The sequence below is a fragment of the Spiroplasma endosymbiont of Apeira syringaria genome (assembly GCF_964020205.1).
GTDB classification, from domain to species: Bacteria; Bacillota_I; Bacilli_A; order Mycoplasmatales; family VBWQ01; genus Spiroplasma_E; species Spiroplasma_E ixodetis_A.
The window spans coordinates 36,354-53,325 of record NZ_OZ026543.1 but is presented as its reverse complement, the minus strand read 5'-3'; the positions used below and the strand labels follow the sequence as shown (position 1 = coordinate 53,325).

The following is a 16,972-nucleotide window of genomic DNA, read 5'->3' as shown; positions in this document are numbered from 1 at the left end:
TTATTGATAAGATGATACATAATTATTCATTAATAATATTACTAATCGTTCACTTACTAATATTTATTGAGAAAGATGGCCCAATATCAAAAGCACGAGATATAGAACTACTTCTAAGTTGTTGATATATAGTGTTTTCATCATGTCACATAAATATATAAATAACTAATCCTTGTGATTTATGACCTGCAGGTGGCTGATTTACTACTCGTCAAACTGGTAATTGATTATCTTTGTCTTGAATTTTTTTGGTATTAAAGTTTAGTTCATTACTTTTAATTGTTGTTGTATTATCCATAACACTATAAGTTATACTGTCTGTCGAATTAGCAAAAATTGTTGGATATAAAAACATAAAATGATTTCATGAATCAGCATAATCACTTCATTTTAAAAGCGTAGTTATTTCTGAATTATAATCTATTAGTTTTCCTCCATCTTTTGGAAAACTATGACTTAATGTTAAATTATTATTAGTATCCAAATTTTTGCTATTATATTGTAAATATCCAAGGCTAATAATGTTACCAGTACTATCAACTAAATATCTAATACTTATCTTTTTACTATTATTTTCAATTGAAAAATTATTAATAACAGATTCTAAATTTGGACTATCAATCATATTATTGAAAATATTTTCAGAAATTTTTTCTGCAGTGCTCTCATTATTTTTTAAACTACTTTTAGTAATAAATTGTTTAACAAAGTCAAGACAAATTCCCCTACTATTTTTTGAATGAGATTGAGCAATATAATATAATCCCAATGTTTCACTTAAATTATCATAGTTCTTAATTGCATCAATAATACCTTTTGTTCCAGTTAATGATATATGAGTATTAGCACCACCAAATTGAATAAAAGTAAAATTACTTTTAGACTTTTTATTTGAAATATAAGCTGTTGTTGATATTTTGCTCAAGTTTTGTTTTTGAAAAATTTGCAAATCATTATTACTTGTTAATTGTTCTTCTTTATAATTAATAGCAGCAATTTCTTTATCAAACTCATTAATAACATCTTTATTTATCTTTTCAGGGTTATAAGTTAATTTAAAATTCTCAATATAAATATCTTTTACATAAGGTTCTAAACTTGGATTATCAATAATGCTTTTAACATCAAAAAGATGATATATTCCATTTTCATCCTGACTATTTAAAATAGTACTATTACTTAAATTACCATACGTAGTATTAGTAACAACTTCATTAGTTTCAGTTTTATTTTTATTTTCTTGTTTTAATTTATTAATACTTGTTAAATTATTAGTAATACTAGTGTTAGCAACAATATTAGTGGTTGCTAATGTTAAAATAAGTCCCAACCATAAATGTTTATTTTTTAACATTTTATTTTGCACCTCAGAATTTTATTTTTTAGTAAATCTATTATAAATTTCATTTAATTTTTTTTCATAAATGTTATGAAGTTTTGGTTGATAATATTTCGTATCTTTTAACTTTGTTGGCAAATACTGTTGTTGTACATAATCGTTAGCATAATCATGTGGAAATTTATATAATTTACCTTTACCTACTGATTTTTTTAATGTTTTAGATCAATTATGCTTCAAATAATCAGGAATTGGATATATTTTTCCTTGTAAAACATCACTATATGCTTTTTGTACTGCCAAATTAGCACTATTTGATTTCTCACTAAGTTCCATTTCAATAACTACTAAACCAAGCGGAATTATACCTTCAGGCATACCAATTTGACAAAAAGTATCAATAGCAGTTTTTACCCTAATTGCTAAAGCGGGATTAGCAAGTCCAATATCTTCGTAAACAATAATCAACATTCTTCTTAATAAAACTTCATAATCACCAGTTGCTAATAACCTTGCTAAATAATGCAAAGCAGCATTAACATCACTGCCTCTAATTGATTTTTGTAATGCTGACTTTAAATCATGATGTTCATTTCCCTCTTTAGCATTTCAATTACTTGCTTTAGGCATAATAGCATTAATAATATCAATAGTTATGATTTCATTAGGATATAATTTTATTAATATTTCTAAAATATTAATTGCTATTCGTAAATCACCGGTTGCTAAATTACAGATTTTTTCTAAAATTTCATCACTAATATTAAAATTAAAAAATGAATTATTAGTAATTATTTTTTTTTAAGCCTAATAACATTTCTTCATTACTAATTGGCTTTAATTCTAATAATAGACATCTACTTCGTAAAGCTGGATTAATTACAAAATAAGGATTTTCAGTAGTGCAAGCCATTAAAATAAAATTGCCATGTTCTAAATATTGTAATAATAAATCTTGACGATCACGATTCATGCGTTGTATTTCTTCAATTATAATTATATAAGGTTTAGTATTTTGTGCTATTTTAATTAATTTTTCTAAATTTTCTTTTTTATCAATGGCAGCATTAAATACTCCAAATTCACATTTTAAATCATTAGCTAGTGCTTGAGCAATAGTGGTTTTGCCTGTTCCTGGATTACCATAAAATATTAATGATGTTAAAAACTTCTCATTTAATATTCGATTAATAATTCCATTTTTATCATTTATCAAATGACTTTGACCAATTATATCATTAACGGTAGTTGGTCTTAATATTGTTGCCAGAGGCTTATCCATACTGATCACCTTTGTTTTTAATTTAACGTCGTGAAGTTATTTTGACAATAGAACTAAAATTAATAAAGGTTAAATTATTATTTTTAATATTAACGTCCAAGGATTGAAGCATTTTATATTCTTTATCATCATCATATTTAATAATGATACCAATGTTTTTTAAATGCTGATATTTATCATTTTGTTCAGAAACACTAACAAGTTCAATATTATTTATCTTTTTTATGATATCAAAATTAATTGTCTTTTGAAAATGAATTTGATAGTTATCGCCATCAATATTAATTCCTATATTCATTTCTAAATTAATGTCATTAGTAGGAGAAAAATTATTCATATCATTAATATCTTCTTGAAATAATAGTGAAATAAGTGAAATAGAATTATCTTTAAAAGTAATTGGATATATTACACCACTAGGAAGAACATTTGGATATAATTCAATAGAATTTAAATCTTTAACATTAAAATTGTTATTTTTAAAAATTTTTTCATTTGGTTCTTTATTTTGACATTGAATATTTATTGAAAACTCGATAGTATCTTGCAATTGATTTTTACCAACAATTGTTACTATTATAGATTTTGGTTTTTGATAATTTCCAGTAATCGCATTACTAGTAATACTATAATCTTGATCATTAAAATCTTGATGTCATTTTTGCTTACCAAACTCATTTATTTTTTTACTAACAAGGAAAGCAATATGATTATCAATATCCACTTTGCTAACATTAGTATCATCAATAACATCTATTTGTTCAGTATTTATGCTTTCATCATTTTCCAATGATGACTTAATAGCAAATAAAGATTTTACGGTATTATTGGCTGTTAGATTAATTATCAATTGGATAGTATCTTGCAATTGATTTTTACCAACAATTGTTACTATTATAGATTTTGGTTTTTGATAATTTCCAGTAATCGCATTACTAGTAATAATATAATCTTGATCATTAAAATCTTGATGTCATTTTTGCTTACCAAACTCATTTATTTTTTTACTAACAAGGAAAGCAATATGATTATCAATATCCACTTTGCTAACATTAGTATCATCAATAACATCTATTTGTTCAGTATTTATGCTTTCATCATTTTCCAATGATGACTTAATAGCAAATAAAGATTTTACGGTATTATTGGCTGTTAGATTAATTATCAATTGGATAGTATCTTGCAATTGATTTTTACCAACAATTGTTACTATTATAGATTTTGGTTTTTGATAATTTCCAGTAATCGCATTACTAGTAATAATATAATCTTGATCATTAAAATCTTGATGTCATTTTTGCTTACCAAACTCATTTATTTTTTTACTAACAAGGAAAGCAATATGATTATCAATATCCACTTTGCTAACATTAGTATTATCTTCAATAGTTATTAATTGATTAATTACACTTTCATCATTTTCCAATACTGTTTTAATAACAGATAATGATTTTTTTGTTCAACTACCTTGAACATTAAAATTAATATTTAATTGACCTTTAATAATTTCACTACTATTTTTAGCACAAATAACAACTGTTATTTTCTTTTTTACCATATAATTATCAAAATTTTTTATTGAATCATAATTAATAACAAAATCACTTTTTGTTACTTTATCTGATAATGATTTTTCTTTATTAATTTCTTCTAAAAATTTCTCTTCAATAATTTTATTAACTTGAGATTCTATTTCATTTTTAGTTCCTTTTGTAGCATCTGACATTACTACTGTTTGTGATGGAATTGTAATTCTATTGTCTAAATCAAAAATATTAAATTTTTCCGGAATAACATCATTTTCAACACTAAAATTGAAATTTAAGTCACAAGGAAACAAACCATAATTACTACCAAATTGATTAACACTCATTTCAATTTTAAACTGTTTTATTTTTTCTTTATAAGATGGTATTTTTATTGAAAAATTATTTTTAAGTGCATTTTCATCATTAATTTTAATATTAATAGCTGGATTTACTGGTAAATGTACAAAAAAATTATTAGGAATATCTATTTTATTTATTTGTAACACATTATCAATCTTTTTTAATAAATCACTAAGATAAAAATTTTTTAGTTTTTTATCAGTAGATATTAAACTAATATTGTTTAATTTATCCTTGTAATCTATCAAATTATATTTTTTATTTGTTGGACAATTATTCTTATAATAATCTTCTCAAGTTTTATCTTGATTAGGATTTCAGTTTTTGGAATTATTAGTATTTATGGCACTATTTCATTGATTATTTGCAATTATTAAAATCATAGTAGTAATAATTAAAACAACCACAACAAATAACAAAGAAAAAATTTTAAACCAATGTTTTTTTTCTTGCTTAACATTAGGTTTTTGCTTATAATTTGATTTTTCATTTTGATTAATGCCAATTTTATACATTATTTCCTCCACCAAAAATCGATAATAAAACACAAAAAAAATTTATAATGATTAAAAAATCACTACAAAGCAACAGCTAAATTATATAAATAATAAATATAACAATAAAACTTATAAATTAATTTTTAAAATTAAAAAAATAAAATTAAAATATAAATTTTATTGTTGTCTTAATTCTATCATAGTAATTTTTATTAAATATATTTTTTGTAACTATTTTTTAATTTTAACTTTACTCGTGTTCCAGCATTATCAACTTGCTTATAGATTAAATTTAATTTTTTCATAATTTGATGAACATTATATCCTCTTCGCTTTAATTTTAAAACTTCATTTTCATTAGTAGTAAAATTTGTAATACTAATAACTTCTTCCAAAAATGAAGTATATTCATAATCATTTTTTTGATATAAATAATCATTATATTTTAAGGCACAATTAATAATTTTATGATTATTATTTAAAAAACTTTTAACATAAGTAAATACTCCTCATTTTACTTCATAATATAAAAAATTTTGAAATGACTTGTTTTTTCTTTCTTGAAATTTAAAAATTGCCTTTAAAAAAATAAAATAAAAAGTTGATTTTAAATCATTTGTTTCCAAAGGAATAGCAAAAAACTTTTTAATAATATTTCGTAAAAAAAATCATTTTTCAATTCATATTTTTTATATAAAAAATTAAAAGCAAATTCATTGTTTTCAATACAATACAAATAAATCAATTCATTATCATTCATAATTAAATCCTCCTAAATATTTCAAATAACAAACTAATTATGAATTACTAATCAACTAATTATTTAAAGTTATGATGTATTAGTATTTAATTTTGAAATTCTTAATATTACATATTTGATCCATAATCACGTTTAATAGTTGTTTGACTCACTATTGATGATGAATCTAACAAATTTATCTTATCTTTAAAGATTTCTACTTCTGTTTGTGGTATGTAGTACTTAAATATTTCTCTTCTAGTTTCATTAGCCACTTTGTCAATTTCCTGTTCTTGATTTTGATTTCAATTTGATGATAAACTAAAAAAATCTTTTAAAAACATTTTATTTTCAATAGTTAACTGATCATAATTTTTAATTGTCAAAGCAATTTCTTTTTGTAATAGTAAACAAGCGTGATTTCATGCTGAATTTCTCCTGAGTTATCTTTATAATCAACATCAATTGGTCATTTATTAATTAAATAAGTTACTAATTTTTATCAATCATTTATTACCGCTATATGTAGTAATGAATAATTTAGTTCATCAAATACTAAACTATTAATAACTTCTTTTTGTCAAAAAATTTCAATATTTGAATTATTTTTTTCATTTAATTTTTTAATTTCATTTTGCAAATATTCTAATGACTCTATTACTGATTCTTCTTTTTCTAATCAATTATCATCATCTCCCTTTATAATATAGATTATTTTTTCATAACAATTTCCTTTAAAAATCATTATTTCATTTTTAAATTTTAGAAATTCTTTAAATGTTTTTATTATTAAATTTTTATTTTTAATAGAGCAAGTTAAAGCAGTAAAACCACCTTGATTTTTATGATAAACATGAGCTTTGTATAATAATAAAATATTAAAAATTTCAATTCTTCCATTTTCAGCAGCAAACATTAAAGGCGTATTACCATCACAATCTTTATAACTAATATCAGCACCGTTATCTATTAAATGCTTAACTATCTCAAAATTACCCCTTCTAGTAGCTAACATTAAAGGTCTATTGCCATTTTTTTGACTTTCATAATTAACATCAGCACCATTTTCCAGTAAAACTTTAACTACCTCCAAAAAACCACTTTCAGCAGCTAACATTAAAGACGTATTACCATCTTGATCTTCATAATTAACATCAGCACCATTTTCCAATAAAACTTTAAGTGCTTCCAAATCACCAACTTCAACTGTTTCAATTAACAGTTCATTTACTAGTTGCATACTATTAACATTTTCCTTTCAAAAAATAAAAATCACTTATTTTTTAAAAAACTATCATAAAAATAATTATTTTTGTAATTTTTTGACATTACATATTTGATTAATTTAAAGAATAATAAACTACTTATGTTATTATCAACTTTATGTTAATAGTTACTTTAACAAATAAATTTTATAATAATATATAATATTTATAAAACTTAATAATAAGTTTTTTAACTCATTACTTTCATAAAAAGTAAATGAGTTTTTTTATTTTGAAAGGAAAATGTGAAACAGATGTATTTAAATATTTTAAAAAACTTATTTAAACGTAGAAAAAATCATTATCCAAGTAATAACAGTACAGATATTGAAAATAACGAGTTTTTTTTCTTCTACAATGAACAAAAAATATTATCAAAATTAAAAAAATTAAGTGAAGAAAAAGATAAAGAATTAGAAAAATTAACTAATGAAAATAATAACACTCCCAAAATAATATTACTTTCTTCAAATATTTTAGAACTAAGATCAAAAATTTGAGCTTTGGAAGAAATGTTAGAAAAGAAAATAACAACAAAAATAGAACAATTAGAAAAAAGTAAAATAAATAAATATAAAAATTTTTTTATTAAATTTTTTACTTTTTTAATTAAAGATAAAAACAAATGTGTTAATAATAAAATAAATAAGATAAATTCTGACTATACAAATATTAAAAACAATTGTAAAGAATTAGAAAACCATTTAATTGATCAAATAAATATATGCAAAAATTTAAAAGAAAAAAAATGAAAATTTTCAGAACCAAATCTAATAAATAAAGAAAAAACATTTACACCTAAAATATAAAAGTATCTTTTTAAAAAAATATAAGTTCTTAAAATTTACGATAATTTTAACGTTTCAACGTAAATATAGTTTGCAATAATACCACAAGCAACGCTAGCATTAAATGATTCTATTTTTGGACTTATTGGTATTTGAACAATATAATCGGTATGTTTTAATAACTTTTGACTTATCCCTTCACCTTCATTACCAATAATTAATGCTAAGTTGCTACTACAATCAATAGTAAAATAATCAATTGCTTTTGCTGTTTTAGCAGCAGCCAAAATTCAAAATTTATATTTTTCTTGTAAATTATTAATTGCGGAAGTTAAATTATTAACTTGACAAACTGGAATAATACTTAGAGCACCAGCTGCAGCCTTTGCAACTGCACCATTTATTTCAGATTGATTACGATTTAAAACAATTACACCATCAAAGTCATTACCCGCTGCAATTCTTAACATTGAACCAAAATTATGTGGATCAGAAATACGATCTAAAATTAAAATTCTTAAAAATTTAGATGTTGAATCAATATTAATTAATTCATCAAAAGAAAAATATTGATAGTCTTTAACATTAGCAGCAATATTTTGATGTTTAGTAGTACCTAATAAATTATTCATTGCTTGTAAACTAATAATTTCATAAGGAATATTTACACTTTTTAAATCTTTTTTCAATTCTTGGTACTTATCTTGAACTAAAAAAACTTTTTTAATTTTTATTAATGACGATGTTGATAATGCAGCAATAATAGGGTGATAACCATAAATATATTGTAATGCCATAATTTTGCTCCTTTAAATAATATTCAAATCTTTTAATTCTTGACGAATTTTATCAGCTTCTTGGTATTGTTTTTCCTTTTTTAGTTGTTCTCATATTTTAATTTTATTTTTAATTTTTTCAGAATAATTACCAACTTTAAAATCAAATCCTAATATTTTTAAAGCAAAGGTAAAAGTATAAAAAATTTCTTGAAATTCTTCATTAAAATTTTTTTTAATAAGTGCTTCATTTAATTTTTTAATCATATTTTCAATTAAAGTAATAGTATTGGTTGTATCAATATTATTTGATAAATTTTTAATAATTTGTTGATAATAAATTGAATGATGATTATTATTACATATTATATTGTTAATAAATATTTGATATGTTCATTGTTTTAAAACATTTTCATATTTTTTTGTTGACACTAATCCATTTTCAATTGTTTCCTTATTAAAATCAATTGGTTGTTGATGATCACGATTTAATATTAAATATCGCAATACATTTGGATGATATTGCTGACAAAATTCTTTAACCAAAATAAAATTATTTAAAGATTTTGACATTTTTTCATTAGCAATATTAACATGACCATTATGTCATCAAATATTTGACATTTTTTTATTATTAACTGCAACAAATTGAGCTCGTTCATTTTCATGATGAGGAAATTTTAAATCAACACCACCACCATGTAAATCAATAGTTTGACCATTAAATAAAGCCTCAACAAAACAAGCACACTCAGTATGTCAACCAGGTCTTCCTTTTCCTCATGGACTATTTCAACTAATACCTATTGTTGTTGATTTTCACAAAGCAAAATCTAGATTATTTTCTTTAGCAACTAAATTTTTAATTCTAAAATTTGGAATTAAATCTTCAATATTTTTATGTGCCAAACTTCCATAATCTTTTAACTTATTAACTTTAAAATAAACATCACCAGCAGTAACATATGCATAATCTTTAATAATTAATTTATTAATAAATTCAATAATCTTTGAAATATATTCACTTACTTTTGGTAATTTTGTAGGAGAAATAATATTTAATTTTTCTAAGTCTTCATAATATGCTAACGTATATTTTTCAGTAACTTGTTGTTCTGTTATTTTTAAATCCGCAGCTTTCTTAATAATTTTATCATCAATATCAGTAATATTATGAACATAATTTATTTTATAATTTTGATCAATTAACAAACGATGTAAAACATCAAAAACAAGTACACCACGAATATTGCCAACATGAATATAGTTATAAACAGTAGGACCACATAAATACATATTAACTTGCTTTTTATTAGGGGCAAGCGGTTGCAATCTTTGTGAAAAACTATCATAAATTTTAATCATTTAATTAACCCTTCTTAATAAAGTTTAGTTTTCATATACTCTATTATACTGTAAAGAATATCAATCTGTAACAAAATAATTTTCGGACTTCTCCCCACATGTACTTGTGGAGGGAATAATGAAACTGAATTAATTCAACAATGCTTTTCAAACTGAACAGCAATGTCTTGCATATATAGCAAATTTGAAAGAAAACAAATGTATTAGGTGTTTTATTTTTAATTTGAATACTTCTGATTTAAAAAGAATGAGATGTTTAAAATGTAATCAAACATTTAGCATTCTCACAGGCACCATATTTTCAAGGTCACAAACATCTTTAACATCTTGGTTTTATCTTATCTTTAGATGAATAAACACCAAACATGGAATTCCATCAACAGATATTGCAAAAGAATTGGGAGTGACTTTGAAAACTGCTTGAAGAATGACTCATAAAATCAGAACACGTATTGCAAAACAAAAACCTCAATTTATTGTTGAAGGTACAGTGCAAATTGATGAAATGTATCTTTCACATATGGGTTTTAAAAAACAAGGAAGATCCTTGGTGAATAAAACCTTGATTGTTGGCATTTATCAAAAAACAACCAATAATTTAATTGTGAAAGTATTGAAAAACGCAAAGAGTAAAAATCTTTTGCAGTTTGCAAAAAACCACATTTCTTCAAAATGTCTTGTATATACTGATTCTTGAAAAGGATATTGCGATTTTAAATCAGTTTTCACTAAGGATGAAACAGTTAACCATCAAGATGGCTATGTTTCAAAAATTGGTGTAAATACCAACCAAATTGAATCAGTTTGAAAACATATAAGAAGAACATTTAAAACACATATCAAAGTTGCAAAACATCATGTTCATTTATATGCTAAAGAAGCTGCATATAAATTCAACAAGATACCTAGTTTTGAAACTGTAATTCTATGTTTGATTTAAAAATGTGGGGAGAAGTCCGTAGATAGGCTTTTCTCAGCATTTATGTGATAAAATTAAAATAGTACATAAAGGGAGAAAAGCCATAATTTTTTAAATTTAAAACTCTCTTTAACAAAGAGAATCATTAATAATTAAAAAAGTATTAATTATTTGAAATTTCATAATTTTTGATAGATATCATTTTTATGTTTTTATTTTTTTTCAGTTATATATAAATTTCCTTTATTAGCAGAAGTTATTGTTCCTATATAAATAGTATCATTAATATTTGTTAAACTTCAAACTGCACCATTAGTATTCTCTCAATCAAGCATCAATCCAAAACTTTTATCAGCTTTACTTTTATATATTTTTCCTTCACCATTATTATTTGTTATTCATACATAAAGTGTACTATCAACATTTGTTAAACTTGAAAATTCACCATTATTATCTTTTCAACCAGATACTGGCTCAATCTTAGTATTAATATCATTACTATTTATTTTATATAAATTTCCCTTTTTATTAGCAATTGATGTTCCCACATAAAGCACACCATTAATATTTACTAGAGCATGAACTGCACCATTATTATCTTTTCAATTAGAAACTTTTTTAAAAGTATCACCAGTATCGCTTTTATATAATCTTCCATTACCATTGCTAGTTATTGTTCCAACATAAACTGTACCATTAACATTTAATATACTTAAAGCTACACCATTACTAGCAGTTCAACTAGTAAGATCAGTAACTTTATCATAACTATTAATTTTATATAATTTTCCACCTTTAGTATCTTTTGCTCCAACATAAACTTCACCATTATTAGTACTTACTAAAACATGAACTTCACCATTAGTATCTTTTCAACCAGATACCGGCTCAATCTTAGCATTAATATCATTAGTATTTATTTTATATAAATTTCCCTTTTTATTAGCAATTGATGTTCCCACATAAAGCACACCATTAATATTTACTAGAGCATGAACTGCACCATTATTATCTTCTCAATTAGAAATTTTTTTAAAATTAGTAATAGTACAAGTTAAAGAAACTTCGTTTTTATAAGTACCTTTACCATTAATAATGATTTTTGCAGTGTCAATAAAACTTTTAATATCAAAATCATCTTCAGTTAGATCAATTGCTTCTTTATTTTTATCTTTAATATCTTTTAAAATTTCAGATTTATTTGGTTTGTCCAATTGACCAATGTAAATAATACCTAATTCCTTTTTAATAATAACTGTATTTAAATCAGTTTTTTCTACTGGTGAAGGTCTTTCTCCACCACAAGTGACGACACTTATACTTGTTACTCCAATTAAAGTTACTACTGCTAGACTACTTAGTAATTTCTTCATATATCTTTACCACCTAATCTTTAATATTTTAATACAATCATTTTACATGATTTCTATATCAATAAAAATAAACATGCTATTAAAATTAAGGCTTTTCTCCCTTTATGTACTATTTTAATTTTATCACATAAATGCTGAGAAAAGCCTATCTACGGACTTCTCCCCACATTTTTAAATCAAAAATAGAATTACAGTTTCAAAACTAGGTATCTTGTTGAATTTATATGCAGCTTCTTTAGCATATAAATGAACATGATGTTTTGCAACTTTGATATGTGTTTTAAATGTTCTTCTTATATGTTTTCAAACTGATTCAATTTGGTTGGTATTTACACCAATTTTTGAAACATAGCCATCTTGATGGTTAACTGTTTCATGCTTAGTGAAAACTGATTTAAAATCGCAATATCCTTTTCAAGAATCAGTATATACAAGACATTTTGAAGAAATGTGGTTTTTTGCAAACTGCAAAAGATTTTTACTCTTTGCGTTTTTCAATACTTTCACAATTAAATTATTGGTTGTTTTTTGATAAATGCCAACAATCAAGGTTTTATTCACCAAGGATCTTCCTTGTTTTTTAAAACCCATATGTGAAAGATACATTTCATCAATTTGCACTGTACCTTCAACAATAAATTGAGGTTTTTGTTTTGCAATACGTGTTCTGATTTTATGAGTCATTCTTCAAGCAGTTTTCAAAGTCACTCCCAATTATTTTGCAATATCTGTTGATGGAATTCCATGTTTGGTGTTTATTCATCTAAAGATAAGATAAAACCAAGATGTTAAAGATGTTTGTGACCTTGAAAATATGGTGCCTGTGAGAATGCTAAATGTTTGATTACATTTTAAACATCTCATTCTTTTTAAATCAGAAGTATTCAAATTAAAATTAAAACACCTAATACATTTGTTTTCTTTCAAATTTGCTATATATGCAAGACATTGCTGTTCAGTTTGAAAAGCATTGTTGAATTCATTCAGTTTCATTATTCCCTCCACAAGTACATGTGGGGAGAAGTCAGAAAATTAAAATAGTAATATTAAAAAATTACTATTAATTTAATATATTATCAATAAAGAGATAAATTTAAAAATGTTACAAAAAATATCAGAAATTTTAATTAAATAATTATTTTTTGGTTTATTCTTCAGGTACTCTATTATATTATAAAGATTGCGGATCTGTAGCGAAATAATATTTTTTAAATTGATTTTCTAAATTTAAAGTTTTCTTTAATGCAGAATAACAAGTAACAATTAAAAAAACATTAACCGTTAAATCAATAGGATATTTTATAACTCTTAATGGAAAATAAATTAATCATAAAGGGGGTAATCCAGGAAATAATATTTTTAATGCAATAGGATCAGTACCAGTAATAATTAATGAAGTAATAGCATAAGCAATTGGCAAATATCAATAAAATGTCTTTTTACTATAATAAATTTTACTAAAATTTAATACTAAATAGTAAGGTAATATACATCATAAAATACTAGTAAAAGTAAAAAATAAACATGGTGATGCACCACCAGTACTAAATAATAAACCTAAAAAATCACTGGCAATACCACTAAGAAAACCTAATATTCCACCACAAAAGAAACCTATTAAAACTAATATAAAATTACCCAATTTAATTTCAAAATATTTAGAAAATGGTAAACTTTTTAACATTAAAGCACCTGTTGTATTTAAAGAAACAGCTAATGCTAACATTATTCCACTTAAGCAAATAAATTTTATTTGCTTTATCTTTTTTTTATTATCTTTATAATCAAAAACTGTGATTAATAAAAAAGTAATTAAAATTAACACTCCACCAATTATATTCAATAAGAATACATTCATTTAATTACCACCCTTTTTTATCATAATTATTTTCTTTGTTCTTAAATAATTAAGAACATCTGCTAAAAAATAACAAGAACCCGTAATTAAAATTATTTTATGAGGGCTACATTTAATCATTTTTTGATAATCAAAAAATTCACCAGTAATACTATTTAAATTACTATTACTACAAATAATAATATTATCTGAGACTTTTTTTAAACAACTAATTAATTTTTGTGGATATTTATTTTTTAAACAAGAAAATATAATTTGTTGAGGAATAATTTTATTAATTTTTAGCGTTTTAATTAATGCTTTAATACCATCAATATTATGAGCAGCATCAAAATAAATAGTTTTATCATTAATTTGATATTTCTCAAATCGTAATCTAATATTAGTATTATTAATGATTTTTAAAGCTTGTTTAATATTAATTTCTAAAAATGTTTTTGAAATTACTGTTAAAACTAATTCTTTATTTTCTTGATAGTATTGTTGATTGATTAATCTTGGAGAATATATAGGTTTATAACCTTCCATATCGATTTGCTTTTTTAATTTATTATTTAAATTACCTGAAATAAAAAGATTTTTTGTCGTTGATTTTACTATTCCCAATTTTTGATGTAATATTTCAGATGTAGTTTTACCAAGTCTATCTTGATGATCTTTACCAATTGAAGTGATAATAGCATATGTTGCATCAATGATATTTGTAGGATCAATTTTTCCACCAATCCCAACTTCAATTATTGCTCATTGCACATTTTGTTCTTGAAAATAAATTAATGCAATTAAAGTTAAAATACCAAAAAAACCTAATTGATAATATTCAATATCATCAAAAATCAAGTCTCTAATACGAACTAAATCTTGATTACTAATCATTCTATCATTAACAATAATTCGTTCATTAACAAACTCAATATGGGGAGAAGTAAACAAACCAATTTTTTGTTTTAAGGTTTGTGATAATATAGCAAAAATTAAACGCGATACTGAACCTTTACCGTTTGTTCCAGTTACATGAATATACTTAATATTATTGTTTAAATACTTTGGAGTAATAATTTTTAATTTTTTTAAACAATCTTTATTTGAATATTTAGATATTTTTTTAAAAAATTCTTCATTCATATTTTTAAAATCCTTTATTTAATAATTATTATTATCAATATTAATTAAAGGATTAACAGTTCTTCAAGTCACATAAATTATAATTGAATTAATTATAATTTTAAGAGGCGCTTGCACAATTCTCATAATTGCTGTTACTCCATAATCCTTGGCATTAGGATCAAATAAAGTCATATCAGCATAGGAGGCTATAAGCACTGTTGTTACATACTCGGCTACTACCGCTAATAAAATAATTGGTAAAATTTCTTTAATTCTATAAATTTCTTTTTTCAATAAATAATAAAATAAAACACTATAAATACTTAATAGGCCAATAATGCCACCACCACCCATAATACTAGCCAGAACATATTTATTAACAACAATTCCTGACATAGAATATGATGATTGCTTACCTGAAATAACAATATACATGCCACCACCAGCAAAGAAAATAATAAAAAAATTAATTAAAGCAAAAATAACTCATGGATAATCTTTTAGTTTTACTTTAAATATTCCAGCAATTCCTGCCAAAAAACCAGTGAAAATAATACAAAACATATAATAAATGCTAATATATGAAGGAACAAATAACATTACTAAAATATCCGTTACTGCAGCACAAATAATACCTATAATTGGACCAAACATATAACCGGTTATTTTAATCATTAAACCCTCAAAAGCAATTCTAATTGGTGGTAATACTGTAATGGGTATCGTAATAGAAACAATAATAGTTGCCACAACTGATACCGAAGATAACATTGTTATATAAGCAATATTTTTAGTAGTAAAACGAACACCTTTATATTTATCTTTACCAAATCATTTTCAAAAACTATTCATTAAAATATATGCTAACATTATGCTACTTAAAGTAATAATTAAATAAATAGCTGTAGATCTACTAAATAAATTTAAGGTATTTAAATCATATCGTTGAGAAAATATGTGATTAAATATTAAATTATTGGGCATTTAAATAACCACCATTCCCGAAATATTCTTTAAAACTATATTAATTTTAACAAATATATCATAACATTGTTTGCTTAAATACATATAATAAAATTAGTATTTTTTTATTTTTATCACTTAATGGGAGTTTTATTTTTTGAAATCAATCAATTATTAGTTTTGCTAAATGGTCTTGAATTAAAAAAACCATTATAAGCACTTAAAGGTGAAGGATGTGCACTCTCAATAATAAAATGTTTTTCTGTGTCAATTAACATTTTTTTATTTCTTGCATTTTTACCTCATAAAATAAAAACAAGATTAGTACAGTTTAAATTTAAAAATGATAAAACATGATCAGTAAAAGTTACTCATTGATATTGTAAATGACTATTAGGTTGACTTTGTCTGACAGTTAAAGTTGTATTTAAAAGCAAAACTCCCTGTTTAGCTCAAGTTGTTAAATTACCATCATTATCTTTTTCAATATTTAAATCATTTTTTAGTTCTTGAAAAATGTTTTTTAAACTTGGTGGTAATGGAGTATTTGTTTTAACACTAAATGCTAAACCATGAGCTTGATTTGGCTGATGATAAGGATCTTGACCTAATATTATTACTTTAACCTTTGATAAAGGAGTTATTTTAAAAGCTTGAAATATTTCTTCTCATTGAGGATAACAAAGATAAGTCTGATATTCTTTTTTAATATCTTCTAATAATTTAGTAAAATATGTTTCTTTATATTCTTGTTGAAAAAATTCTAATCATGAGGAATCAACAAATAAAGTTTTATTATACATTTCTTTCAC

The 16,972-nt window shown here is 23.3% G+C and carries 21 protein-coding genes; 3 read left to right on the top strand and 18 right to left on the bottom strand.

Features of this window, described 5'->3' with window-relative positions:
* Positions 1 to 22 precede the first annotated feature (22 nt).
* The 8 genes from AACL02_RS00280 to AACL02_RS00245 form a co-directional block, all read right to left on the bottom strand.
* Positions 23 to 1,354, bottom strand: coding sequence for a hypothetical protein (locus AACL02_RS00280; protein ID WP_339042002.1), 1,332 nt, complete (start codon positions 1,352 to 1,354; stop codon positions 23 to 25).
* Between the two features lie 21 nt (positions 1,355 to 1,375).
* A complete protein-coding gene (locus AACL02_RS00275) occupies positions 1,376 to 2,053 on the bottom strand; it encodes a hypothetical protein (protein ID WP_339043442.1) in 678 nt (225 codons plus the stop codon).
* Between the two features lie 70 nt (positions 2,054 to 2,123).
* Positions 2,124 to 2,621, bottom strand: a complete 498-nt coding sequence (locus AACL02_RS00270; protein WP_339042000.1) for an AAA family ATPase — start codon at positions 2,619 to 2,621, stop codon at positions 2,124 to 2,126.
* A 22-nt stretch (positions 2,622 to 2,643) separates the two neighbouring features.
* On the bottom strand, positions 2,644 to 5,025 hold the full coding sequence (locus AACL02_RS00265; RefSeq protein WP_339041998.1) for a hypothetical protein: 2,382 nt from the start codon (positions 5,023 to 5,025) through the stop codon (positions 2,644 to 2,646).
* 194 nt (positions 5,026 to 5,219) lie between these two features.
* Entirely contained in the window at positions 5,220 to 5,402 is a 183-nt protein-coding gene (locus tag AACL02_RS00260; protein ID WP_339041996.1) for a hypothetical protein, read from the bottom strand.
* A gap of 212 nt (positions 5,403 to 5,614) precedes the next feature.
* Entirely contained in the window at positions 5,615 to 5,767 is a 153-nt protein-coding gene (locus AACL02_RS00255) for a hypothetical protein (protein WP_174481447.1), read from the bottom strand.
* A gap of 107 nt (positions 5,768 to 5,874) precedes the next feature.
* On the bottom strand, positions 5,875 to 6,132 hold the full coding sequence (locus AACL02_RS00250) for a hypothetical protein (protein WP_338975645.1): 258 nt from the start codon (positions 6,130 to 6,132) through the stop codon (positions 5,875 to 5,877).
* Between the two features lie 113 nt (positions 6,133 to 6,245).
* The gene (locus AACL02_RS00245; protein ID WP_339041993.1) at positions 6,246 to 6,986 is read right to left on the bottom strand and encodes an ankyrin repeat domain-containing protein; all 741 of its coding nucleotides are present in this window, start codon (positions 6,984 to 6,986) and stop codon (positions 6,246 to 6,248) included.
* A 279-nt stretch (positions 6,987 to 7,265) separates the two neighbouring features.
* Between AACL02_RS00245 and AACL02_RS00240 the strand changes: the two genes are divergently transcribed.
* Positions 7,266 to 7,820, top strand: coding sequence for a hypothetical protein (locus AACL02_RS00240; protein WP_339041991.1), 555 nt, complete (start codon positions 7,266 to 7,268; stop codon positions 7,818 to 7,820).
* A gap of 35 nt (positions 7,821 to 7,855) precedes the next feature.
* Here AACL02_RS00240 and rlmB read toward each other — a convergent pair whose 3' ends face one another.
* Genes rlmB through AACL02_RS00225 form a run of 3 tightly spaced genes read right to left on the bottom strand, consistent with a single transcriptional unit; the run spans position 7,856 to position 10,113 of the window.
* A complete protein-coding gene (gene rlmB, locus AACL02_RS00235; RefSeq protein ID WP_339041989.1) occupies positions 7,856 to 8,596 on the bottom strand; it encodes a 23S rRNA (guanosine(2251)-2'-O)-methyltransferase RlmB in 741 nt (246 codons plus the stop codon).
* 12 nt (positions 8,597 to 8,608) lie between these two features.
* A complete protein-coding gene (gene cysS / locus AACL02_RS00230; RefSeq protein ID WP_338975648.1) occupies positions 8,609 to 9,940 on the bottom strand; it encodes a cysteine--tRNA ligase in 1,332 nt (443 codons plus the stop codon).
* Between the two features lie 14 nt (positions 9,941 to 9,954).
* Positions 9,955 to 10,113: a hypothetical protein gene (locus tag AACL02_RS00225; RefSeq protein WP_339041987.1), complete on the bottom strand. Its 159-nt coding sequence runs from the start codon at positions 10,111 to 10,113 to the stop codon at positions 9,955 to 9,957.
* An 11-nt stretch (positions 10,114 to 10,124) separates the two neighbouring features.
* Between AACL02_RS00225 and AACL02_RS00220 the strand changes: the two genes are divergently transcribed.
* Entirely contained in the window at positions 10,125 to 10,880 is a 756-nt protein-coding gene (locus AACL02_RS00220) for an IS1595 family transposase (RefSeq protein ID WP_339041985.1), read from the top strand.
* A 191-nt stretch (positions 10,881 to 11,071) separates the two neighbouring features.
* Here the strand turns inward: AACL02_RS00220 and AACL02_RS00215 are convergent, their stop codons facing one another.
* From AACL02_RS00215 to AACL02_RS00205, 3 genes are all read right to left on the bottom strand, one after another.
* Positions 11,072 to 12,232 carry a hypothetical protein gene (locus tag AACL02_RS00215; protein WP_339041983.1) on the bottom strand — a complete coding sequence of 387 codons (1,161 nt, stop codon included), beginning with the start codon at positions 12,230 to 12,232 and terminating at the stop codon, positions 11,072 to 11,074.
* A gap of 171 nt (positions 12,233 to 12,403) precedes the next feature.
* Complete coding sequence (locus tag AACL02_RS00210) at positions 12,404 to 12,940, bottom strand: IS1595 family transposase (protein WP_339041981.1); 537 nt, start codon at positions 12,938 to 12,940, stop codon at positions 12,404 to 12,406.
* A gap of 6 nt (positions 12,941 to 12,946) precedes the next feature.
* A complete protein-coding gene (locus tag AACL02_RS00205) occupies positions 12,947 to 13,225 on the bottom strand; it encodes a hypothetical protein (protein WP_339040486.1) in 279 nt (92 codons plus the stop codon).
* Here AACL02_RS00205 and AACL02_RS00200 point away from each other — a divergent pair.
* Positions 13,171 to 13,296, top strand: coding sequence for a hypothetical protein (locus AACL02_RS00200; RefSeq protein ID WP_339041979.1), 126 nt, complete (start codon positions 13,171 to 13,173; stop codon positions 13,294 to 13,296). The two genes, AACL02_RS00205 and AACL02_RS00200, sit on opposite strands and share 55 nt — an antisense overlap.
* Before the next feature lie 107 nt (positions 13,297 to 13,403).
* Here AACL02_RS00200 and AACL02_RS00195 read toward each other — a convergent pair whose 3' ends face one another.
* The 4 genes from AACL02_RS00195 to AACL02_RS00180 all read right to left on the bottom strand — a co-directional run bounded on the left by AACL02_RS00195 (position 13,404) and on the right by AACL02_RS00180 (position 16,963).
* Complete coding sequence (locus AACL02_RS00195) at positions 13,404 to 14,090, bottom strand: hypothetical protein (RefSeq protein ID WP_339041977.1); 687 nt, start codon at positions 14,088 to 14,090, stop codon at positions 13,404 to 13,406.
* Positions 14,091 to 15,215, bottom strand: coding sequence for a bifunctional folylpolyglutamate synthase/dihydrofolate synthase (locus AACL02_RS00190; protein ID WP_339041975.1), 1,125 nt, complete (start codon positions 15,213 to 15,215; stop codon positions 14,091 to 14,093).
* Positions 15,216 to 15,233: 18 nt separating this feature from the next.
* The gene (locus AACL02_RS00185; protein ID WP_339041973.1) at positions 15,234 to 16,181 is read right to left on the bottom strand and encodes a hypothetical protein; all 948 of its coding nucleotides are present in this window, start codon (positions 16,179 to 16,181) and stop codon (positions 15,234 to 15,236) included.
* Positions 16,182 to 16,291: 110 nt separating this feature from the next.
* The gene (locus AACL02_RS00180) at positions 16,292 to 16,963 is read right to left on the bottom strand and encodes a uracil-DNA glycosylase (protein WP_338975656.1); all 672 of its coding nucleotides are present in this window, start codon (positions 16,961 to 16,963) and stop codon (positions 16,292 to 16,294) included.
* Positions 16,964 to 16,972: the final 9 nt, after the last annotated feature.